At 66.3% G+C, this 21,217-nt stretch carries 16 protein-coding genes and 2 pseudogenes; 10 read left to right on the top strand and 8 right to left on the bottom strand.

The features are described from left to right. Positions 1 to 52: 52 nt before the first annotated feature. Both AC1DS3_RS16715 and AC1DS3_RS16710 read right to left on the bottom strand, forming a co-directional pair. Positions 53 to 2,173 (bottom strand): acetate--CoA ligase family protein, encoded by a 2,121-nt coding sequence (locus AC1DS3_RS16715; RefSeq protein ID WP_477127555.1) that lies wholly within the window; start codon positions 2,171 to 2,173, stop codon positions 53 to 55. A gap of 30 nt (positions 2,174 to 2,203) precedes the next feature. Next, positions 2,204 to 3,559, bottom strand: a complete 1,356-nt coding sequence (locus AC1DS3_RS16710) for an MmgE/PrpD family protein (RefSeq protein ID WP_441635425.1) — start codon at positions 3,557 to 3,559, stop codon at positions 2,204 to 2,206. 361 nt (positions 3,560 to 3,920) lie between these two features. Here AC1DS3_RS16710 and AC1DS3_RS16705 point away from each other — a divergent pair, with 361 nt between their 5' ends. Together AC1DS3_RS16705 and AC1DS3_RS16700 are read left to right on the top strand one after the other, a co-directional pair. Beyond that, the gene (locus tag AC1DS3_RS16705; RefSeq protein WP_441635427.1) at positions 3,921 to 4,832 is read left to right on the top strand and encodes a LysR family transcriptional regulator; all 912 of its coding nucleotides are present in this window, start codon (positions 3,921 to 3,923) and stop codon (positions 4,830 to 4,832) included. 159 nt (positions 4,833 to 4,991) lie between these two features. Then, positions 4,992 to 5,969, top strand: a complete 978-nt coding sequence (locus AC1DS3_RS16700) for a Bug family tripartite tricarboxylate transporter substrate binding protein (protein WP_441635429.1) — start codon at positions 4,992 to 4,994, stop codon at positions 5,967 to 5,969. Between the two features lie 22 nt (positions 5,970 to 5,991). Here the strand turns inward: AC1DS3_RS16700 and AC1DS3_RS16695 are convergent. Together AC1DS3_RS16695 and AC1DS3_RS16690 are read right to left on the bottom strand one after the other, a co-directional pair. Beyond that, positions 5,992 to 6,480, bottom strand: a pseudogene (locus tag AC1DS3_RS16695) (thiamine pyrophosphate-dependent enzyme); the annotation flags it as partial. 200 nt (positions 6,481 to 6,680) lie between these two features. Beyond that, positions 6,681 to 7,082 (bottom strand): MerR family transcriptional regulator, encoded by a 402-nt coding sequence (locus AC1DS3_RS16690; protein ID WP_477127554.1) that lies wholly within the window; start codon positions 7,080 to 7,082, stop codon positions 6,681 to 6,683. 62 nt (positions 7,083 to 7,144) lie between these two features. On the opposite strand from AC1DS3_RS16690, the gene AC1DS3_RS16685 reads away from it, so the two are divergent. Further along, complete coding sequence (locus tag AC1DS3_RS16685; protein WP_477127553.1) at positions 7,145 to 7,378, top strand: GDCCVxC domain-containing (seleno)protein; 234 nt, start codon at positions 7,145 to 7,147, stop codon at positions 7,376 to 7,378. A 273-nt stretch (positions 7,379 to 7,651) separates the two neighbouring features. Here AC1DS3_RS16685 and AC1DS3_RS16680 read toward each other — a convergent pair whose 3' ends face one another. After that, complete coding sequence (locus tag AC1DS3_RS16680) at positions 7,652 to 8,569, bottom strand: LysR family transcriptional regulator (protein ID WP_441635434.1); 918 nt, start codon at positions 8,567 to 8,569, stop codon at positions 7,652 to 7,654. A 95-nt stretch (positions 8,570 to 8,664) separates the two neighbouring features. On the opposite strand from AC1DS3_RS16680, the gene AC1DS3_RS16675 reads away from it, so the two are divergent. From AC1DS3_RS16675 to AC1DS3_RS16660, 4 genes and pseudogenes are all read left to right on the top strand, one after another. Beyond that, the gene (locus tag AC1DS3_RS16675) at positions 8,665 to 12,084 is read left to right on the top strand and encodes a molybdopterin-dependent oxidoreductase (protein ID WP_477127558.1); all 3,420 of its coding nucleotides are present in this window, start codon (positions 8,665 to 8,667) and stop codon (positions 12,082 to 12,084) included. 43 nt (positions 12,085 to 12,127) lie between these two features. Next, complete coding sequence (lhpI, locus tag AC1DS3_RS16670; RefSeq protein ID WP_441635436.1) at positions 12,128 to 13,108, top strand: bifunctional Delta(1)-pyrroline-2-carboxylate/Delta(1)-piperideine-2-carboxylate reductase; 981 nt, start codon at positions 12,128 to 12,130, stop codon at positions 13,106 to 13,108. Then, positions 13,105 to 14,358 (top strand): annotated as a pseudogene (locus AC1DS3_RS16665) (short-chain fatty acid transporter); the annotation flags it as partial. The gene lhpI and the pseudogene AC1DS3_RS16665, both read left to right, overlap by 4 nt. Before the next feature lie 79 nt (positions 14,359 to 14,437). Further along, positions 14,438 to 14,842 carry an FKBP-type peptidyl-prolyl cis-trans isomerase gene (locus AC1DS3_RS16660; protein WP_441635439.1) on the top strand — a complete coding sequence of 135 codons (405 nt, stop codon included), beginning with the start codon at positions 14,438 to 14,440 and terminating at the stop codon, positions 14,840 to 14,842. Positions 14,843 to 14,991: 149 nt separating this feature from the next. Here AC1DS3_RS16660 and hfq read toward each other — a convergent pair whose 3' ends face one another. Continuing rightward, the gene (hfq, locus tag AC1DS3_RS16655) at positions 14,992 to 15,366 is read right to left on the bottom strand and encodes an RNA chaperone Hfq (protein WP_441635441.1); all 375 of its coding nucleotides are present in this window, start codon (positions 15,364 to 15,366) and stop codon (positions 14,992 to 14,994) included. A 349-nt stretch (positions 15,367 to 15,715) separates the two neighbouring features. Here hfq and AC1DS3_RS16650 point away from each other — a divergent pair, with 349 nt between their 5' ends. The 3 genes from AC1DS3_RS16650 (at position 15,716) to AC1DS3_RS16640 (ending at position 19,598) form a co-directional block, all read left to right on the top strand. Continuing rightward, positions 15,716 to 16,639: a LysR substrate-binding domain-containing protein gene (locus AC1DS3_RS16650; RefSeq protein ID WP_441635443.1), complete on the top strand. Its 924-nt coding sequence runs from the start codon at positions 15,716 to 15,718 to the stop codon at positions 16,637 to 16,639. 473 nt (positions 16,640 to 17,112) lie between these two features. Then, positions 17,113 to 18,342, top strand: a complete 1,230-nt coding sequence (locus AC1DS3_RS16645; RefSeq protein ID WP_477127557.1) for an MFS transporter — start codon at positions 17,113 to 17,115, stop codon at positions 18,340 to 18,342. Positions 18,343 to 18,392: 50 nt separating this feature from the next. Further along, positions 18,393 to 19,598 (top strand): amidohydrolase, encoded by a 1,206-nt coding sequence (locus AC1DS3_RS16640; protein WP_477127552.1) that lies wholly within the window; start codon positions 18,393 to 18,395, stop codon positions 19,596 to 19,598. A 205-nt stretch (positions 19,599 to 19,803) separates the two neighbouring features. Here AC1DS3_RS16640 and AC1DS3_RS16635 read toward each other — a convergent pair whose 3' ends face one another. After that, complete coding sequence (locus AC1DS3_RS16635) at positions 19,804 to 20,247, bottom strand: hypothetical protein (RefSeq protein ID WP_441635449.1); 444 nt, start codon at positions 20,245 to 20,247, stop codon at positions 19,804 to 19,806. Then, a partial coding sequence (locus tag AC1DS3_RS16630; protein ID WP_477127551.1) for a M35 family metalloendopeptidase occupies positions 20,235 to 21,217 on the bottom strand: 983 nt, incomplete at its 5' end. The genes AC1DS3_RS16630 and AC1DS3_RS16635, both read right to left, overlap by 13 nt.

Below are 21,217 nucleotides of genomic sequence, written 5' to 3'. Positions count from 1 at the left end.
TGTCTCCAGTGCTATGTTCAGTTCGGTTCAGTTCGGTTTTGTTCAGATTTGCTCAGCTTTGCTCAGCTAGCCGGACCACGCAGTCCACGCCGACCACGCCATCGGCGCGCACGAACAGCGGATTGATCTCCGCCTCCAGCACGCGCACGCCCTCAAAGGCCGACAGCCGGGAAAAGTGCACGATGGCATCGGCGAGTGCCCCGACGTCCCCGCGCGGCAGCCCGCGGAAGCCGCGGATCAGCGCGGTGCTGCGCACTTCGCCGATCATCTCCATGGCATCGTCGCGCGTCACCGGCGCCGGGCGCAGGCTGACGTCCGGACGTAGCTCGGCCGCGATGCCGCCCGCGCTCAGGATGACGATGGGCCCCACCAGCGGATCGTCCCGGTAGCCGAGCATCAGCTCCAGCAACTTGTCCTCCATGCGCTGCACCAGGATGCCGTCGAGCCGGGCCTGCGGCACGGCGCGGCCGACATCCGCCAGGATCCCCGCCATGGCGCGCTGCAATTCCTCCGTGTCGCGCACGCCGACGCGTACGCCGCCCACGTCCGTCTTGTGCAGGATGTCGCGCGAGCAGATCTTGGCCACCACCGGATAGGGAATCTTGTGCCAGCACTCGCCCACCGGCATCAGCGCCAGGGGCGCGACAGGCACGCCCAGCGCCACGAATGCGCCGGCCGCCTCGTACTCCGAAAGGTTGCCCGCCACAGGCAAGCCCGCCGGCCAGCTGAGCGGCGCGATGGCCTCGTCAGCCTCGGGGTGCGCCCGCGCGGCCTTGAACAACTGCGCCAGCGCGTCCGCGCAGGCCTCCGGCGTGCGAAAGGCCGGGATGCCCGCTGCCTGCAGCACCTGCAGCGACGCACCAGCCTCCGGCGCGAGGAACGCGATCAGCGGCTTGTGCCCGGCCCCGGCGGCTTCCACCATGGGCCGTACGGCAAGCTCCGGGTGAAACTGTGCGGATGAGCCCGCCACGCACAGCACGGCGTCGCACCAGTCGCTCAGCAGCAGTTGCTCGACCAGGTCCTTGTACTGCGCGCTGGTCGCCGCCAGCGTCAGGTCGATGATGGGCGTCTGGCGGATACGCACGCCGCGCCCGATCATGTGCGCCACGAAGGCATCCGGCGGCGCCACGGCGTCGATCTGAGACAGGCCCAGCCGATCCACCACGGTGGCCGCGCCGCCCCCCGTGGTGGTCACCACCGCCACGCGGGGATTGCGCTGGAGCGCGGGCACCMACTGGCCATAACGCAGGGCCAGCGGCGCCGCTTCGAACAGCGTCTCGAGCATCTCCACGCGCATCACGCCGTACTTGCGCAGGAAGGCATCCACGGCGGCGTCGTTGCCGGCCAGTGCGCCGGTGTGGGACTGGGCCAGCGCCTCGCCCTGCGCAGAGCGGCCGAGCTTGTAAACGATGACCGGCTTGCCGGCCTGCCGCGCGCGGCGCAGCGCCGGCCCGAGCACGGCGGCGTCCCGGATCGTCTCCAGGAACAGCAGGATGACCTTGGTGGCGTCATCGTCCACCAGCAGGTCGACCAGCTCGCCCACGCCGATGTCGCTCTCGTTGCCGACCGACACCAGCTTGGCAAAGCCCAGCCCGCGCGCGGCGCCTCGCGACAGCAGCGCGCCCAGCATCGATCCGCTTTGCGAGATCACGCTGATGCTGCCGGCGTGCAGCTCGTCCATCTCCAGCACGGCATTGACGGACAGCACCGCGCCGGACGCCACATTGACCACGCCGATGCTGTTCGGCCCGATCAGGCGCACGCCCAGCGCCTGGGCCTTGCGCACCAGCGCCTGCTGCGCGGCCATGCCGGCCTCGCCCACTTCGGCGAAGCCGTCCGAGAAGACCGTCACCACCTGCACGCCCTTGGCCGCGCATTGCTCCAGCGCGGCTTCCACGTGCTTGCCCGGCACCATGACAAAGGCATGCTCCACCGGCCCCGGCACGGCCGCCAGGCTGGGATAGGCCTTCTCGCCCAGCACTTCGGCGCGCGTGGCGTTGATCGGGTAGATGGTGCCCCGGTAGCCGTGCTTGCGCATGAAGCGCATGGGCCGGGCGGTGTTCTTGGTGATATCGCTGGACGCGCCCACCAACGCCACCGTGTCCGGCGAGAACAGCGCCTTGGCCAGGCTGGCGGATTTTGCCGGGGCGCTTTGTGGGTCCATTTCAGCCATGGTTGTCTCTGCAGTCATCGGGTTCATGCTTCACGCCGCGCCGAGGCCGGCGAGCCGCAGCCCGCGTACGCTGCCGGTGTCCAGTTGCCACAGGGCAGCCAGCAAGCCCTTGGCGGTGCCGCTGCCGATCACCGGCGCGGCCAGCTCCATGAACTTGTCGTTTAGCGTGGCGTCGTCCAGCGGGGATTCGGGATCGCCCTTGCGGTAAGGGGCAAACAGCGCATGGCGCGCGCCGCTCTTGCACAGGATCTCAACGCGCGCCGCGCGCTGGCGCGGGAATGCCGCCGTCAGTTCCGGGTCCGCATGCAGGGTGACGCGCTTCATCAGTTGCCGGATCTGCGGGTCGCGCAGGCGCTCATCGGAGAAGGCATCGAGCCGCACTGCCCCGCGCAGGATGCCATGCGAAACCACATAGGGCAGGCTGAAGCGCGCTTCGAACGCGGTAACGGGATTGGCGTTGCCGGTCACGTCGATGGTGGCTTGGTATGCCCACACGGTGACCGCCTCGATATCGGCCCCATCGATGCCGTGCTCGCGCACCAGTTCGATCGCCGCGTCGATGGCGGCAAAGGTATGGCCGCAGCAACCGTGGTTCTTCTGCGTGATGCTCAGGATGTTGTAGGTGGTGCCCAGCCCCTGCCCCACGCTCGACCAGTCGGGGCTGCCACACAGCGCCGCGCCGAAGCCGGCTGCGCCTTCCAGGATGTCGTGCACGCCATTGACGCCCACGGCCGCGCCCTGCGCCGCCTGCACGCCCACCATGGCGGCGTGCCCGGCGTGCAGCGCCTTGGTCATCGCATCCGAGCGGAAGGCCTGCTGCAAACCCGAGGCAAAGGTGGCGGAAGTCGCCAGCGCATCCGCGGCCACGCGTGCGTCTCCCGGCGCCAGCAGCAAGGCGCTGGCCGCCGCGCTGCCGAAGCAGCCCACGGTGCCGGTGGTATGGAAATAGCGATAGTGCGCGGGCTGGATTGCTGCGCCGATGCGGGTGGATACCTCGTAGCCTGCCACCACCGCCCGCAGGAAGGCCTCGCCTGTGGCATCCCGGGCTTCGGCCAGCGCCAGCGCGGCGGAGATGGTCGGGCAGCCGGGATGGTAGACCGCGTCCCGGAAGATATCGTCGAACTCGGCGGCATGCGATGCGCTGCCGTTGATCCACGCAGCCGTGGCCGGAAACGCCGTCGTGCCATGGCCGATCACGGTGGCCGCGCCCACGCCCAGCTCGTCGCGATGCGCCTCGACGAGGTTGGTCCCCGGCGACATGCGCGTGCCGGGAAACAGCGCGGAAAACCAGTCGATCACGGCGCGCTTGCCATCATGGAGAACCTCGGGCGACAGTGCGCGCCGCCCTTGCGCGCCGACGTATTCGGCCAGTTCATCGATCACCATGCAGTGCTCCTCGTCATTGTTTGTCTCAAAGGCGGCTTGATGGCGCATTGCCTGCCGCCTTGACCCCGATGTTAAGGATCGCCTGCCGGGGAGCTTTGAAATTTGGTGAAGGCTCCCGAGCACGGTGGCGAAATGGCATGCGCCGGGGCCCCGCAAGCCCGGCTGCCGGCGCATTTGGCAAGCGACCTGCCGCGCCCGGGAAAATCCGGTTTGACGTTGGCGGCGAGCCTGCATAGCATGGCAGGCCGTCCCTGGCGCCTTCGTACGCCACGCCCGCCGCTACACAGACGCACACAGACGCACACAGACGCACACAGACGCACACAGACGCACATAGACTCACCTAGCCGCAGACACCCGTATGGATATCGCCTCCCTGGAAGTTCTCATCGCCGCCGTCGAGGAAAAAAGCCTTTCCCGCGCAGCCGAACGCCAACACCTCGTCACCTCGGCAGCCAGCAAACGCATCTCCGAACTGGAGCGCCAGGTCGGCACCGCGCTGCTGGTGCGCCACGGCCGCGGCGTGGAGCCCACGCCGGCCGGCGCCATGCTCTACCAGCATGCCAGGGCCATCGTGCGCAGCATCAAGCTGGCCGAAGAGGCGCTCATCACCTATTCGATGGACGGGATCGCCAAGATCCGCCTGGCGGCAAACCGGTCCACCATCCTCCAGTTCCTGCCCACCGACATCAGCGGCTTCCTGCACAGCGCGCCCGACAGCCGCATCGACCTGATCGAATCGTTCAGCTTCGACATTCCGCGCATGGTCTCCAACGGCGACGCCGACATCGGCATCTATCATGCCGAAGCGCCCAGCCCCGGCGTGTTCTCCCTGCCCTACCGCTCGGACCGGGTGGGACTGGTGGTGCCGCGCGGCCACCCGCTGGAAGCCAAGGGCTCGCTGCAACTGGAAGAAGCGCTGGATTACGACTTCCTCGGCTATTTCCCGCGCCATACCTTCGATGCCTTCCTGCAGCTGGCGAACAGCACCATCTCGCGGCCGCTGACGGTGAAGACGCAGGTGTCGAACTTCGAGGCGCGCTGCCGCATGGTGCGCGAGGGGCTGGGCATTGCCGTGGTGCCGGAGGGCATCGCCAAGAACTACCTGTCGATGATGGGGCTGAGCCTGCTGACGCTGACCGATGCGTGGGCCACGCGCAACTTCTATGTTTGCGTGCGCGACCGGCAATCGCTGCCGGCCGGGACGGCCAAGCTGCTGGACTACCTGGGCCAGTGCGCGACAATGGAGCGGCATTTCCAGCGCTCGCGCTAAGCCAGGCGGCGGCGCGCTAAAGGCCCGCGCCATCATCATGAAAGAAAGCAGCGTTTCTATTTGATCAACGMTGGACGAGACCAGCTTCGTACCATGTCCCTGGTGGCACGCGCCAAAGTAGCGCGGGCCGAAACCACCTCTATTCTCGTGGAGAGAGACATGATCCTGCCACAGCGGCTAGCCGCCGCCGCGCTGCTTTCGCTTGCCATCGCCGGTGCCGGCACCGGCGCCAATGCCGAAACCTATCCCGGCAAACCTATCCGTATCGTGGTGTCGTTCTCCGCGGGTGGCACCACCGATATCCTCGCCCGCGAAGTCGGCAACCAGCTCGGCCAGAGCCTGGGGCAGACGGTGATCGTCGAGAACCGGCCGGGGGCGGGCGGCAACATCGGCACGGAGTTCGTCGCCAAGAGCGCGCCGGACGGCTATACGCTGCTGGCCACGTCGGTGGGCCCGGTCGCCATCAATCCCACGCTGTACCCCAACCTCAAGGTCAACCCGCAAACCGCGCTGGCCGCGGTCGCGCCGATCGCCGACGTGCCTAACGTGCTGGTGGTGCATCCCAGCGTGCCCGCCAGCGACGTCGCCCAGTTGGTGGCCTATGCCAAGGCAAACCCCGGCAAGCTGAACTTTGCTTCCACGGGTGTTGGCACCGCCGCGCATTTGTCCGGCGCGCTGCTCAACGAGCGCACCGGCGCCAACGCCGTGCATGTGCCCTACAAGGGCGCCGATGCCCTGAACGACCTGCTGGCCGGGCGCGTGCAGTTCATGTTCGCCACCATCCCGTCGGTAATGAGCCATATCCGCGCGGGGCAACTGCGCCCGCTGGCAGTCACCAGCGCCAAGCGCGCCGAAGCGCTGCCCGAGACGCCGACCATGGCCGAGGCCGGCGTGAAGAACCTGGTAACCGGCGCGTGGTTTGGCCTGTTTGCCCCCAAGGGCACGCCGCCCGATGTGATCGCCAAGCTGAACAAGGCCGTGGCCAACGCCGTGAATAGCCCCGATATCCGCAAGAAGTTCGCCATGCAAGGCGCGGAACCGATGCAATACACACCGGATGCGTTCGGCAAGTTCGTGGCGGCCGAGTACCAGGCCTGGCGGCCGATCGTCAAGGCGAGCGGCGCGCGGATCGACTAGCTGCAGGCCTCAGGGACCAGCGTTATCGCCACAGGTTCGTCCTGGCCAGGTCCACCACCTCTGCGCCGCGCCCGTCGATGATCGCCCGCAGCAGGTAAAGGCTGAAGCCCTTGGCCTCCTTGGTGGTGATGGTGGGCGGCATTGCCAGCTCCAGCCGGTTGGTCTTCACGTCGACGACCACCGGCCCGGGCCGGGAGAAGGCTTCCTGCAACGCCGGCCCGACCAGCCCCGGATCCTCCACGCGAATCCCCGCGATGCCGGCGGCCATCGCGATCGCGGCAAAGTCGGTATCCACCATATCGGTATAGGTATCGAGGAACCCCGATGCCTTCATTTCCATGGCGACAAAGCCAAGGTTGCCGTTGTTGAAGATCACCGCCTTGACCGGCAGCTTGTGCTGGCGCAGCGTGAGCAGGTTGCCAAGCAGCATCGAGAAGCCGCCGTCACCGCACATGGCCACCACCTGCCGCTGTGGAAACAACGACTGCGCGCCGATGGCCTGCGGCAAGGCACCGCCACTCCGCGCTGCCCCAGGGCAGCCCGCATGGCCGACTGCATGATGCGCGGCGGGTCGTCTGGATTGCTCACCATTTCGCAATAGTGGCTGCAACCCCGGAACAGCTCCTGCGGCCGGGTCTCCTGGAAGTACCCAGTCATGCTGGCGCCGTGCAAGAACGATGGAAGATAGATGCCGCGTGGCGTGCTGGACGGCTAACTGGACGCGCACAATGTGTCAATCAAGGGGCACGAGCCGGTGCMGCCATTGGCGTGGCATTGCCCGATCAACCTGTGCAGGTCGGTACGCAGCGCCTGCAACTCCCGCAGGCGCGCTTCCACCGCCTGGAGCTTGCGCTCGGCCAGCGCACGCGCGGTCCCGCACGTGCTACCGTCATTGCGTTGCAGCAAGGCACGGATTTCATCCAGCGTAAATCCAAGCGACTGTGCTCTGCGGATGAAGATCAGCCTTTGCAGGCTTTCACGTGGATATTGCCGGATGGCGCCAGGCGCTCGCTCGGGTACCGGCAAGAGGCCACACCTGTGGTAGTAACGCACTGTTTCCACGCCCACGTTGGCCGCCTTGGCCACCTGCCCGATCGTCAGTGCCGATTCCATCGCTTGACTCCGTACCTGAGTACGCACCTAGACTACGTGCAAGCCGGCCTTAAGGGAAGGGGATGGGCAAAGTCCTGCTGCACGCGATCATCACCTGTCCACATTGCGGACACYGGAGCGCCGAGAACATGCCCACCGACGCGTGCCTGTGGTCCTACACATGCGGGCACTGCAACGCCGTGCTGAAACCCAAGGCCGGGGACTGCTGCGTATTCTGCTCCTATGGCGATACCCGCTGCCCGCCGCGCCAGCAAGAACCTGGCGAGCGCAAGCGATGCGCCGCGCCTGCTCCCTGACACCTCATCATCCCCTCGCGCCATGCTATGTCCAAGCTGCAGGAAATCTGACTTGTCAGCGACAACGCTGCAGATAGATGGGCCCGAAGTGGGCGCGTCCATCCTCCTGACCGTGCTCAAGTGCCCCGCGTGCACCGAAGGGGTCATTGGGGAAAACGAGCTTCAACGGATATTGCGCAAAGCCCGCGATCCGGCCGGGAGCAGCCAGCCCGGTCCTGCCTTGCGGCCGCGGGAGCCCGGCGCTGGACACTGACCCTGGCACGGCCCCGCAGCTCACATCCGCGCGCTCTGCCTGCCCTTGAGCGCGCTGCGCAGGTAGTCCGCCAGCGCCACCACGGTGCCCGGGGTGGCGGGCTCGCGCTTCCATACCAGCCCCACGTCCATCGACGGCACCTTGTCGGCAATCCCGCGCCGCACGATGCGCTGCCCCTCGAGCGACCACGGCCGGTAAACCAGGTCGGACAGGATGGCAACGCCGCGCCCGGCCGCCACCAGGCTGCGGACCGCCTCGATCGAGCAGCTCTGGTAGCGGACCTGGGGTGCCAGCCCATATTGCCCCCAGTACTTGCCGACCGTGGCAATGTGCTCGTCCATGTCGAGCAGGATGTAGTCATGCCGCGCCACGTCCGCCAGGCCGATGCGGTCCGCCATCATCAGCGGATGCTCGGGATGGCCCCATAGCTGCCTTGGCGAGCGCAGCAGCGTTTCGCAAGTGACATGGTCGAGCCCGGGCAGGTTCGAAACCAGCAGCAGGGCAATATCGATCTCGCCACGCAGGATGCCCAGCTCGATGTCATGCCGTTCCCGCTCCAGCAACTCAAGCCGGAGCCGGGGAAACTTTCTCTCGATGGACTCCAGCAAGCCGGGCAGCACATAGGCCGTGATGGTTTCGGTCACGCCCAGGCGCACCGTGCCCGCGATGTCTACCGGCGCCACGCTGACGGCTTCCACCGCGTCCAGCACAGCGTCGTCGATCTGCTGGGCATGCCGCAGGAAACGCGTACCGGCTTCGGTAAGGCGCACGCCGCTGGCGTGCCGGGTGAACAACTGCGTGCCCACCGCTTCCTCCAGGCTCTTCAGGGAGGCCGTCATGGACGACTGCGATACGTGGCAACGAAGCGCCGCACGCGACACCTGTCCCGTTTCGGCGATGGCCACGAAATGCTGCAGTTGCTTTAACGTGGGGAGCATCGATTATTCCAATATTGCTATGTCGAAATTATGAATTAGAAATACTTCCTCATGCTAGCTAGCATCCGGTCAGGAGACAAGATGCGGTGACGACGATGATTCAGGAAGACAAGCGCGGCTACTGCACGTTGTGCCGCTCCCGATGCGGCACGGTGAACGTGGTGGCGAATGATGCGCTGATCGCAGTGCGCCCCGACACCGCGCACCCCACGGGCAAGGCGATGTGCATGAAGGGAAAGTCCGCGCCAGAACTGGTCCATAGCGCCGACCGCGTGCTGTATCCGATGCGTCGGACCACGCCCAAGACCGATGCGGATCCCGGCTGGCAGCGCATTAGCTGGGAGGAGGCCCTGGCCGAGGTTGCGCAGCGCCTGCTCCAGGCCAGGCGCGACGGCGGCGCCGAATCGGTCGCCTTTGCCGTCACCACGCCCAGCGGCACGCCGCTGTCCGACAGCATCGACTGGATCGAGCGGCTTATCCGGCTCTTTGGCAGCCCCAACACCTGCTACGCCACGGAAATCTGCAACTGGCACAAGGACTACGCGCACGCCTTCACCTTCGGCTGCGGCATGCCGACCGCCGACTACCGCAACGCCGAACTCATCGTGTTGTGGGGCCACAACCCGACCAACACCTGGCTGTCGCAGGCCGAAGCGATCGGCGCCGGCAGGGCCGCCGGCGCGAAGCTGCTGGTGGTGGACCCCAGGCAGACCGCGCTGGCTGGCCAGGCGGAGCAATGGCTGCGCGTGCGGCCGGGCACGGACGCCGTGCTTGCCATGGCGATCGCCAACCTGCTGATCGAAGCCAATGCGTTCGACCTGGCCTTCGTGCGGCAATGGACCAATGGCCCCTTGCTGGTGCGCAGCGACAACGGGCGCTTCCTGCGGGGCCGCGACCTGGGGCTGGCCGATGGCGATGCCTACCTGGTCTGGGACGCCCATGCCGGGCAAGCCCGGCCGTCGTCGGCGCTGGCCGGGCGGGATTTCGAGCATGTTGCGCTAAGAGGCACATTCGAAGTGGGCCAGGCCACGGCCACGCTCGCTTGCCGACCCGCCTTCGACCTGTATGCCGGCGAATGCGCCCGCTACCCCGCGGACGTAGCCGCGCGGCTCACCTGGGTGGCGCAGGCGGATATCCGCCATGCGGCAAGCCTGTTCGGCTCGGCCAGGCGCGTGGCCTATCACGCCTGGTCCGGCGTTGGCCAGCATGACAACGCAACCCAGACGGACCGGGCAATCGCCTGCCTCTATGCCTTGACCGGCAGTTTCGACAAGACGGGCGGCAACCGGATCTTTCAAAAGCCACCGTACAACCCGGTCAGCAGCTTCGACCTGCTGCCGCCAGAACAAAAGAGCAAGGCGCTGGGCTACGACGCGAGACCGCTCGGGCCGCCCGCGCAGGGATGGGTCACCGCGCGCGACCTTTACCGGGCGATCCTGCATGCGCAGCCCTACGCCGTGCGCACCTTGTTGGCATTCGGCACCAATCCCCTGCTCTCGCAAGCCGATGTGGAAGACGGCGAGCGCGCCCTGCGCAGCCTGGACTTCTATGTCCATTGCGATTTGTTCGAAACCCCCAGTTCCCGTTATGCCGATATCCTGCTGCCGGTCAACACGYCGTGGGAGCGCGAGGGACTGCGCATCGGCTTCGAGATCTCCGCCGAGGCCGAGCAACTGGTGCAGTTGCGCCAGCGCATGGTGTCGCCGCGCGGGGAATCGCGCTCGGACAACGACATCGTGTTCGACCTCGCCGTCAGGCTGGGCATGGGGCAGGCGTTCTTTGGCGGCAGCCTGGAGGCGGGATGGAACCACATGCTCGCCCCTTCGGGGTTGACGGTGGACAGGCTGCGCGAGCAGCCGGAAGGCATCCGCGTGCCCGTTGCCGACGTGGAGCGCAAGTATGCGGGCCGGCCGCGTGAGCGCGCCTTTCCTACGCAAACGGGGCTGGTGGAGTTGTACTCGGAACAGCTGCTGCGTCACGGCTATCCGCCACTGCCACGCGCCGGCCAGTGCCCCGAAGAAGCGGACGACACTGCCGGCGGCGCCTATCCTTTTGTCCTGACCTCGGCCAAAAGCGGCTACTACTGTCACAGCCAGCATCGCGGGCTGCCTTCGCTGCGGCGCCGCGCGCTGCAACCCGAAGCGGAAATCTCCGCCGCGCTGGCAACCGCGCGCGGGATCGCCAGCGGCGATGCGATCYGGGTGACCACGTCCATCGGCAGCGCAAGGTTTATCGCCAAGGTCCGGGAAGGCCTGCATCCCCGCGTGGTGGTCGGCGAGTTTGGCTGGTGGCAGCGCTGCGATGCGCTTGCGCAGACCGCGCTGGGCGTCACGGGCGAGAACAACAGCAACTACAACGGCTTGATCGCCGCGGACAGCATCGATCCGGTCAGTGGCTCCGTGCCGCTGCGGGCCTATCGCTGCAACGTCGAGCCCGATCCTGCTTTCGACGTGACGCGCCGCCGGTGGGACGGCTATCGCGCCTTTCGCGTCGCGAGCCTGGCGAAGGAAGCGCGCGAGGTCACGTCGGTATGCCTGGAGCCCCTGGATGGCGGCGGCTTGCCGGACTTCCTGCCCGGCCAGCATGTGACGATCAAGCTCACTGTGCCGCCCACCGGCGAAGAGATCGTGCGCTCGTATTCGCTGACCGGTCCCGCCGTGTTGCCGGCGCGGCGCGGCTACTCGATCTGCGTGCGCCGCGCCGCGGGCCTGAGCGATACCGGCGAGGCCGTGTTCGGGCGCGCTTCGTCGCATATCAACCTGTGCCTTGCGGTTGGCGACGTCGTCGCGCTGCGCTCGCCGTCCGGCACCTTTGTCATGCCGGTGCGCACCCGGCGCCCGCTGGTGCTGCTGGCCGGCGGGATCGGCATCACGCCGTTCATCAGCCTGCTCGAATCGCTGGCCGGGCTCGCCGATCCGCCAAAGATGCTGCTGTTGTACGCGAACCAGAACGGCCTGGCCCATGCGTTCCGGTCACGCATCCGCGCGCTGCGGCACGCCCTGCCGACGCTGGAAGTCGTCAACTTCTACGACCGTCCCGCGCAAGGCGACGTGCCCGGCGTCGACTACGACGTGGCCGGACGCGTCAACGCCGAGCATGTCCCGGCCGGCCTGCTCGGCCAGCGCCCGCTCGTCTATATGTGCGGCCCCGCGCCAATGATGACCGCCTTCGCCAATGCGCTCGCCGACCGTGGCGTGCCGCGCGCCGACATCTTGCGCGAAGTGTTCCGCTCGCCCGAGCGCGTGGCGGCCGGGTCCGGCCAGCAGTTCAAGGTGGTGTTCGCCAGGTCCGGCACCGCCGGCACCTGGCGCTCGGCGGACGGCCCCCTGCTGGGCTTCGCCGAAAGACTCGGCCTGGCACTGCCCAGCGGCTGCCGGGTCGGGCAGTGCGAGAGCTGCGCGGTTTCCGTCATGTCGGGCCGTATCCGGCACCTGCATGGCGAGGAACCCGAGGATGCCGGGATGTGCCTGGCGTGCCAGGCGGTGCCTGCCAGCGACATCGTGCTGAACGCGTGATCGCGCCCGCCGCCGCCCTTCTTCCAACCCCACCCAAGCCAACATGCTGATACTCGACTCCGACACCACCCGCGCGCTGCTGCCGTTCGCCGAACTCGTGCCCGCCCTGCGCGACGCGTTTATCCGCGGCTGCGAGGTCCCGCAGCGCCACAGCCATGTCATCGATCCGCACGGCGCAGCGCCGGGAACGATGCTGCTGATGCCCTCCTGGCAGGCCGGCGCCTATCTCGGCGTGAAGACCGTGACCATCTACCCGGGCAACACGCTGTCCGGGCTGCCGGGCTTGTACTCGACCTACCTGCTGCACGATGCGTGCACCGGCAAGCCGCTGGCCATGATCGATGGCAACGAGATCACCTCCAGGCGTACCGCCGCCGCGTCGGCGCTGGCGGCCTCTTACCTGAGCCGCAATGATGCTTCGTCGATGCTGGTGCTCGGCGCGGGCCGCGTTGCCAGCCTGCTGCCCCATGCCTATCGCGCCGTCAGGCCGATCCAGCGCGTTGCCGTCTGGGATATCAACGCGAGCCAAGGCGAAGCGCTGGCGGCAAGACTGCGGGCCGACGGCTTCGAGGCGCGCTTTGTCCCGACGATCGCCGCCGCCTGCGAAGACGCTGACATCGTGACCTCGGCCACGCTCTCCACCTCGCCGCTCGTGCATCGCGCGTGGCTCAGGCCCGGCACCCACCTGGACCTGATCGGCGGCTTCACGCCGGCCATGCGCGAGGCTGACGACGGCTGCTTCGCGTCAACCTCCGTCTTCGTCGATACCAGCGAAGCCGTGCGCAAGGCCGGCGACCTGCTCCACCCGATCGACGCTGGCGTGCTCAAGGCCGCCGACATCCGGGCCACGCTCGCGGACTTGTGCCAGCAGCGCCATCCCGGCCGCACGGATGACACGGAGATCACCGTCTTCAAGGCCGTCGGCACCGCGCTGGAAGACCTCGCGGCCGCCGTCATGGCTTATGAAGGATTCGAAGGCTCGCCGCGCGCGGAAAGCCATGGCAATGCAAGGAGACAAGCATGAAAAGCACGCCCCTATCCCTGGACACAACGGATCGCCCGGACCATCCGGACGACCCCGGCCGCGGCGGACTGGAGCGCCTGGCCGTCAAGGTCACCGACTGGTCCGAGCGCTGGTTTCCCGACTCGTATATCTTCGCGGCCATCGCGGTGATCGTCGTCGCGCTTGGCGCGATGGCCATCGGCGCGCCCGCGCAAGGCGTGGCCCGCGCATTTGGCGACGGCTTCTGGAGCCTGATCCCGTTCACCATGCAGATGGCGGTGGTGGCTATCTCGGGCTATGTCGTGGCGGCCTCGCCCCCGGCTTCCCTGCTGATCGAGCGGCTAGCCGCCCTGCCGCGCACGGCGCGCGGCGCCATCGCCTTTGTCGCGCTGGTCAGCCTGCTGACCTCCCTGCTCAACTGGGCCATCAGCCTGATCTTCAGCGGGCTGCTGGTGCGGGCCATTGCACGCCGCACCGGGCTGCGCGTGGACTATCGCGCGGCCAGCGCCGCCGCCTACCTGGGGATGGGTGCCACCTGGGCACTGGGCTTAAGTTCGTCCGCGGCGCAGTTGCAGGCCAATCCCGCCAGCCTGCCCAAGTCGCTGCTGGATATCACCGGCGTGATTCCGTTTTCGCAGACCATCTTCCTGTGGCAATCCATGGCGATGACGGCCGTGCTGATCGCCGCTTCCTTGCTGGTAGCGTATTTTTCAGCGCCGGCGGGCGAGCGCGCGCGCACCGCGCAGGACATGGGCGTGGATATCGACGATGCCGGCGATGGCATTGGCCGCCCCACGCGTCCCGGAGAATGGCTGGAGTACAGCCCGTTGCTGACCCTGCTGATCGTGGCCCTCGGCGCCGGTTGGCTGGTACATGAGTTCACCACCAAGGACCCCATCCTCGCGATCTCCAACCTCAACACCTACAACTTCCTGTTCCTGATGCTGGGAATGCTGCTGAACTGGCGTCCCAAGCGCTTCCTGCGCGCCGTGGCCAGGTCCGTGCCATCCACCGCTGGGGTGCTGATCCAGTTTCCGCTGTATGGCGGCATCGCGTTCATCCTCACCAAGGCGGCCGGCATGGATGGCACGACCTTGTCGCACCACCTGGCATCGGCGTTCGTCTCGGTCGCCACCAAGGAATCGTTCTCTGCGGTGATGGGCGTCTATTCGGCCGTGCTGGGCTTCTTCGTGCCATCGGGCGGCGGCAAATGGGTCATCGAGGCGCCTTACGTGATGCAGGCTGCCAATGAACTGCAAGTCCACCTGGGATCCCATTCCCGGTTTAAGATGCTGGTTTTCAGGCCGGCGCGACCGGCCAACTTTCCTCCTCCACTCTGCCAGCTGACATATGAAGAAGATTGCACTGCTACTTGCCGCCCTGGGCATGGCGTCCATCGCCCACGCTGCCGCCCCGGCCGCGGAAACCCTGCCGTCCGGCATGACCATCCAGACCATCGTCAAGGGCACCGGCGCCACGCCGAAGGCCTCCGATGTGGTCAAGGTGCACTACCGCGGCACGCTCACCGACGGCACCGAGTTCGACAGCTCCTACAAGCGTGGCCAGCCGATCTCGTTCCCGCTGAACCGCGTCATTCCCTGCTGGACAGAAGGCGTGCAGAAGATGCAGGTCGGCGGCAAGGCCAAGCTGGTGTGCCCGGGCCAGACCGCCTACGGCGCGCGCGGCGTGCCCGGCACGATCCCGCCGAACGCCACCCTGAACTTTGAAGTCGAGCTGCTCGGCATCGGCAACTGACGCGAGGCGGCCTCACCGCCTTTCGCAAGGCCCCGGCCTCCCGGCCGGGGTGCGATTGACCGGATTCAATGAAAACGGCACGCGACAGTTCCGGCAATGAGCGGGTCAGGCGGAACGTAGAAAGCCGCCCCACCCAAGGGCGGCCAGCCTTACTCGTCTGAGCCGCCAGGCACCATGGCGCGGCGCTTGCGCGTTACCACCAGGGGTGCCTGGGCGTTGCCTTCTGAAGTCACGCGCGGCGGACGGGGGCCCGAGCCCGGCGTCCGCGGGCCTGCGCCGGGCGGACGTGCGCCGCCACCGCCGCCGGGAGGACGCGTGCCGGTATCCAGCTGGATCGTCGAGATGGCGCGCTTGTAGATGGTCTGCATGCCGCCGGGCGTGCTCAGCATCACCACGAACGCGTCGAAGGACTCGATGGAGCCGACGAGCCGGATGCCGCTGACCAGATACACCTGCACACGCTTGCGCTCTTTGCGCGTGGTGTTCAGGAAGGAGTTTTGCGGGTTGGTGTCGTCAAGCTGCATGGGATATTGAGAGTAAGGCAGACGAAGCGCTGCGAGAAAAAGATGGCTACTGCGGCGCAGCTTCGTCGGCGCTGCACCGATGCACAATATCGGTGCTCACGCGCTAACGCAAGATGAATCACGCACGCCGGGATGGCAGCGCATCATGATTGCTTACAGTGGCTAGGCTTGCCATTCTAGCGCAAGCCGGATGCAGTTCCCCGCGCAAGGAGCATGCCAATGGTTCCGGCGCCCGGCTGAAAGCCACCTCAAGGCCACCTCGCACGCGGATCACGGCACCGGGCGCCCGTCCTTTCGCGCCACCCGCTTTGCCATTAACATGTCCGCCCACGATCCAGCAGGCCTCCACATGAAGCTCAACCAGCTGCGCGCCCTGGCCGCCGTTGCCGAAACCGGCAGCATCCAGGAAGCCTCGCGCATCCTTCACCTGACGCAGCCCGCGCTGAGCAAGGCGATCAAGGAGCTGGAGAGCAGCGTCGGCGCCACCTTGTTTGTGCGCTCCAGCAAGGGCGTGCAGCTCACGCCCTACGGGCAGCGGCTGGTCTCGCATGCGCGGCTGATCAGCGAGAATGTGCGGCGCGCGCGCGAAGACCTGGAAGACATGAAAGGCACGGTGCAAAGCGAGATCACCGTGGGCGTGACGCCCGTGACGGCGCTGATGCGGCCGATGGCGGCCTGCCTGAGCACCTTCCGCCGCGAGTTCCCGAACGCCCGGCTGCGGGTGCTGGAGATGCGCCCGGCGCAGTTGCTGGAGCACCTGCGCGAAGGCACCATGGATTTCGCGGTGACCTCGCAGTTGCTGCCGCTGGATCGCGGGCTGGACTGCACCCAGGTGTGCCGGCTGCCGACCATGATCGGTGCGCGGCGCGGGCATCCGCTGCGCGCGGCGCGCTCGGTGCGCCTGCTGCAGCAGGCGGACTGGCTGGCGCTGGACCCGCTGTCCGATGCCGGTTCGCCTTTTCATCAGTTATTCGCCGGTAACGGCCTGGCGGTGCCGACCCGGGTGGTCGAATGCACATCGATGGGCTTGGCGCTGGACCTGTGCTGGCAGGTTGACACCCTGATCCTGCTTTCCAGCGAGTCGCTTGGCAGCAAGTACATCACCGAGCGGATGGATTTCATCGAGGTCGCCGAGCCCGTGCCCGACCGCATCATCTCGCTGGTGACGCGCGACCGGCATGTGCTGACGTGGGCGGCAGCGCGCTTGCACGACGCCGTGCTGCAAGCGCTGGCGGGCCACTACCCGCCACCGGGCAGCACCACCGCCCCATGACGAAATGGCATGCGCCGGCAATGTGCATGCAGGCCACGCAATGCTCCGGCACTGCTGCAGGCGCAGCATGAGGCCATCCGCCCTCCGCGCAAAAACCAATAACAATCAATAAGTTACGAGCCAAAACCAAATCCAAGGGTAATAGAAGCAAGCGAATTTCCCCACGCCGCGCGCCGCCGCGAAGATGGCACACCACGCCGCTTCTACCGTGGCAGGCCGGGGCGTGCGGGTCGGGTACTTCAGCAGCACCTGGTTGCTTGCCGCGCCTTATGTGCCGATACGGAGCGACCCGGTCGTCGTGGCCGGCAGCGCCGCGCCCTGCGGCCGGGCTCTGATTCCCAATGCGCATACCCATGAAAAAAAGCGAAGTGCTTATCCCGCTCGCGGCCCCTAACATGCCCCCACACCGAGAGCAACGGGGCCACGCCGCACCCATTGCCCGTCTACCCCACCCGAGGAGGACCGCATGACCGCTGCCCACACCGGTTGCCGCCGCCATCGGCAACGGGCTGGAAATGTACGACTTCACGGTCTACAGCTTCTTTGCCGCCACCATCGGCAAGTTGTTCTTTCCGTCCAGCAGCCCGCTGGCATCGTTGCTGCTGTCCTTCGCCACCTTTGGTGTCGGCTTCGTGATGCGCCCCCTGGGCGCGGTGCTGATCGGCAACCTGGCCGACCAGCGCGGCCGCAAGGCGGCGCTCACGCTCACCATCGCGCTGATGACGGCGGGCACCGCGCTGATCGCCTTCACGCCCACCCATGCCAGCATCGGCGTGGCCGCTACCGTGCTGGTGGTCATCGGCCGGCTGCTGCAAGGCTTGTCGGCTGGCGGGGAAATCGGGGCCGCATCCGCCCTGCTGCTGGAGACCGCCAGCAAGCGCAACCGTTGTTTCCTGGTCAGCTGGCAAGCCGCCACGCAAGGCGGTGCCGCGCTGCTGGGCGCGCTGACCGGTGCCGCCGTATCGGCCTTGCTCAGCCCCGACGCCATGCTTGAGTGGGGCTGGCGCCTGCCGTTCATGCTTGGCCTGCTGATTGCGCCAGTTGGCATGTATATCCGCCGGCACCTGCAAGAAACCCACGAAGGCGGCAGCACGCATGGCGGCGTGGGCAAGGTGTTTCGCGAGCATGGCCGCACGCTGCTGCTGGGCACATTGCTGATGACCGGCAGCACCTCATCCATGTACATCATGGTGTTCTACATGCCCACCTACCTGGTGACCTCGCTGCATTTGCCGCCCGTCACCGCCTTCCTGGCGGCATGCACGGCCGGCGCTGCCATGCTGGTGATGGCGCCCTTGTTCGGCCTGCTGGCCGACCGGCTGCCGCGCCGCAAGCCGCTGCTCTTTGCCGGCKGGCTGACTTCGCTGGCGCTGGTCTACCCCAACTTCACGCTGCTGTCCGCGGGCCCCAGCCTGYCGCTCACCATGGCGCTGATCGGCGCCGCCGTGACCCTGAGCTCGGTCAGCAGCGGCGCGGGTGCCGCCCTGCTGATGGAAGCGCTGCCGCGCCACCAGCGCGCCACCGGCATGTCGATGATGTACAGCTTTGGCGTGACCGTGTTCGGCGGCTTCGCACCGCTGATCGTGACCTGGCTGATCAGCGCCACGGGCAGCAACATGGCGCCTGCCGGGTACCTGATCACCGCCTCCTGCATCAGCCTGACCGCGCTGGCGCTGTTCCCCAGCCACCCTGGCCGCGACTGACCCGCGGCGCAAGACCCATCCCATCCGAACGCATCACACACCCTGCAGCCATGACCGAGCACCCAGGAAATATCCCGCCGGCACTGACCGAATCCGCCGAGCGCTTCGCCGCACTGCGCCACCGCATCCACGCCCACCCAGAGCTGGGCGCCGACGTGCCACGCACCGCCGAGATGGCCGCCGCGCTGCTGCGCGAATGGGGCTATGGCGTGCACGCCGTGGGCGGCCATGGGCTGGTGGCGCAACTGAAGGTAGGCAACGGCGCGCGCACCATCGGCATCCGCGCCGACATGGACGCGCTGCCGCTGCAGGAGCGCACCGGCCTGCCCTATGCCAGCCAGGTGGCAGGACGCATGCACGCCTGCGGCCATGACGGCCACACCGCCACGCTGCTGGCCGCTGCCGAGTACCTGGCCGCCACGCGCAATTTCGACGGCACCCTCAACCTGATCTTCCAGCCCGACGAGGAAGGCATGACCGGCGCGCTGGCCATGATGAACGACGGCCTGTTCGCGCGTTTCCCCTGCGACGCGATCTACGCCTTTCACAATGCCCCCGGCCTGCCGGTCGGCATGGCGGTCGTGCAAAGCGGCCCGATGGGCGGCTCCTCGGACCGCGCCACGATCACGTTCCGCGGCAAGGGCGGCCATGGCGCCATGCCCCACCGCGCCACCGATCCCACGCTGGCCCTCGCCGCGACCGTGGTGGCCCTCGCCGCGACCGTGGTGGCGCTGCAAGGCATCGTGGCGCGCAATGTGGCGCCGGTCGACGCCGCTGTGATCAGCGTGGGCGAGATGCGGGCCGGCAGCACCTACAACATCATCCCGGAGACCGCAACGCTGAAGCTAACCGTGCGCGCCACCGTGGCAGAGGTGCGAGACCTGCTGGAGACCCGCATCCGCGAGGTGGTGACGCACCAGGCTGCCTCRTGCGGCGTGACGGCAGACATCGCCTATGAGCGCCTGGCGCCCGCGATCTGCAATACCGTGGAAGAAACCGCCATCGCACKGCAGGCCGTGGCCAGCGTGCTGGGCAGCGACAAGGTCATCCAGGTGCCGCCGTCGATGCAGATGGGCAGCGAGGATTTCGCGTGGATGCTGGAAAGGATGCCGGGCTGCTATTTTGCGCTGGGCAATGGCACCGGTGAGTGGGTGGGCTGCTCGGTGCACAACGATGGATATGATTTCAACGACCAGCTGATTCCGCTTGGTGCCGCGTGCTGGGTGGCGCTGGCGGAGGGTTATCTGCGCGCCTGAGACCGCGACATGGGCGGTTTGCCCCCCTTCAATCACCAAGGCCATGTCTGAGGTCATTTACAGTGCATCAGGGAAATCTGCCTGCAGGTGGGTACGCGGCACTAGCGAAATCGTGAGCGAGAACGACATCATTGCGCCGCRGCTCACGGGCATGCAAGACGACCCCCATACCAGGGGACACGCCCCAGTACGCACGGAAGACAACTCACCGACTCGCTTTGTCGCAACATGCGTGCGGGCATCGCGGATTTACAGCTATCGTAACGGTGTTCAGGAACGTGACGGCATCCCCTGTTGAGACGTGGCGGTTGTCGATGTCGCGAATCTCTGGCTGGTGAATGTCGGCGCCGTTGACATCCATGCGCTCAAGCAGATCAGCAAGCCAACGTGCACGCGCTTCGGCAAGCTTCCTGGAGATTCCGGCGCTCTCGTTCTGCCAGAGCGACATGAATACCTCAAAGCCCGCAGGAAACGCTTGCCGCGTATCACTGCGCCACGCGGCAAGCCGAGCAATTTCGGGGGCGGAGAGCTTCGCGGCCCCACGCTCGAAGATGGGTTCGTGCGTCAAGAATGCAGGGCGGCAGGCATATGCAGGCAACACACAGAGCAATACGAATGCAACGAGCAGCTTTTTCATCACGGTTTCCATGCTGGCGGCCTGTAGCTCCAATTTGGGATGTTCGTCACGTAGTATGCGATGTTATCTGCATTGACGATGCAAAACTGATTACGCGCTTTGGCCCGAAGCCTTGACAGGAGAATGTTGTACCACTTGTCTTCAGAGTTCATTGCCTCGGGAAAGTGTGAAACCTCATGAATGAGTACTGTTAGCTTACTATCCTTATCGAAGGGGATTCCCTCTGGGCTATTCTGCTCATGATCCAGACGGCAGAATTTTGGGCCGACAAAAATGGTGTATGTGCCATCCGGCTTGCAAACACTCGCGGTTGCTTCAACTTCCCCATCGCGGGCACGCGGTACACACCCCACGCGCCGGAGTCCCTCTTCTGAATGGCGTTCAAAGTTCCTTTCACGCAAGCTTCCCATAATTTCACGGATTCTGGTCAACCCATCGCGTAGTGATTGCCGCGTATTGCCAGACGTGTGACCGAACCACAGGATCATCTTGTCCTGGTCTGCCTGATTCCACCGCGACAACTCGAAAAGCCGATCACTCAGCAGCCGTACAGCCTTGTCGCGCAGTTGCATCATGGCTGCATGAAATTCGACCTTGCTCATGTTTGGGCAAATTAAGCTCTCGTCCTCGGCGTATTGTTTATTTTGCATATCCTCAACAAGCTTGTTCGAGGCATCCGGGCCTAGATTGCTTGTTGGTTTGATCGGTGCCGCACCTCGGCATCCTCCTCGGTTCACCTCAATGGTGAAGTCCCTCTGTGAGGGAATAACAAACGGCTTCGTTGAACATTTGCAGAAGACTCGTGCTCCGCTTACAAGCAATTGTTTGCCGTGTATGTCGAAGGCCGGGTAGCAGTCGTTCATCACAGGGCCACCAGCCTTGCAAGCAGGACAGGTTGCATAGTCACCTTCGACACCCAACGTTACATTGTGATGGAAAGCGCTTCGACCGGTAGCGATAAGTATGCCGTTCGTGCTTGTTT

Source organism: Cupriavidus sp. 01L46, from assembly GCF_056399905.1.
Note: the sequence above shows the minus strand (reverse complement) of the source record. Positions and strands in the feature narration are given on the sequence as shown.

Bases quoted from the DNA above. Each gene is read 5' to 3' on its own strand.
- AC1DS3_RS16710 (WP_441635425.1), bottom strand. From the start codon at position 3,559: ATGGTGATCGATGAACTGGCCGAATACGTCGGCGCGCAAGGGCGGCGC.
- AC1DS3_RS16705 (WP_441635427.1), top strand. From the start codon at position 3,921: ATGGATATCGCCTCCCTGGAAGTTCTCATCGCCGCCGTCGAGGAAAAA.
- AC1DS3_RS16700 (WP_441635429.1), top strand. From the start codon at position 4,992: ATGATCCTGCCACAGCGGCTAGCCGCCGCCGCGCTGCTTTCGCTTGCC.
- AC1DS3_RS16680 (WP_441635434.1), bottom strand. From the start codon at position 8,569: ATGCTCCCCACGTTAAAGCAACTGCAGCATTTCGTGGCCATCGCCGAA.
- lhpI (WP_441635436.1), top strand. From the start codon at position 12,128: ATGCTGATACTCGACTCCGACACCACCCGCGCGCTGCTGCCGTTCGCC.
- AC1DS3_RS16660 (WP_441635439.1), top strand. From the start codon at position 14,438: ATGAAGAAGATTGCACTGCTACTTGCCGCCCTGGGCATGGCGTCCATC.
- hfq (WP_441635441.1), bottom strand. From the start codon at position 15,366: ATGCAGCTTGACGACACCAACCCGCAAAACTCCTTCCTGAACACCACG.
- AC1DS3_RS16650 (WP_441635443.1), top strand. From the start codon at position 15,716: ATGAAGCTCAACCAGCTGCGCGCCCTGGCCGCCGTTGCCGAAACCGGC.
- AC1DS3_RS16635 (WP_441635449.1), bottom strand. From the start codon at position 20,247: ATGGAAACCGTGATGAAAAAGCTGCTCGTTGCATTCGTATTGCTCTGT.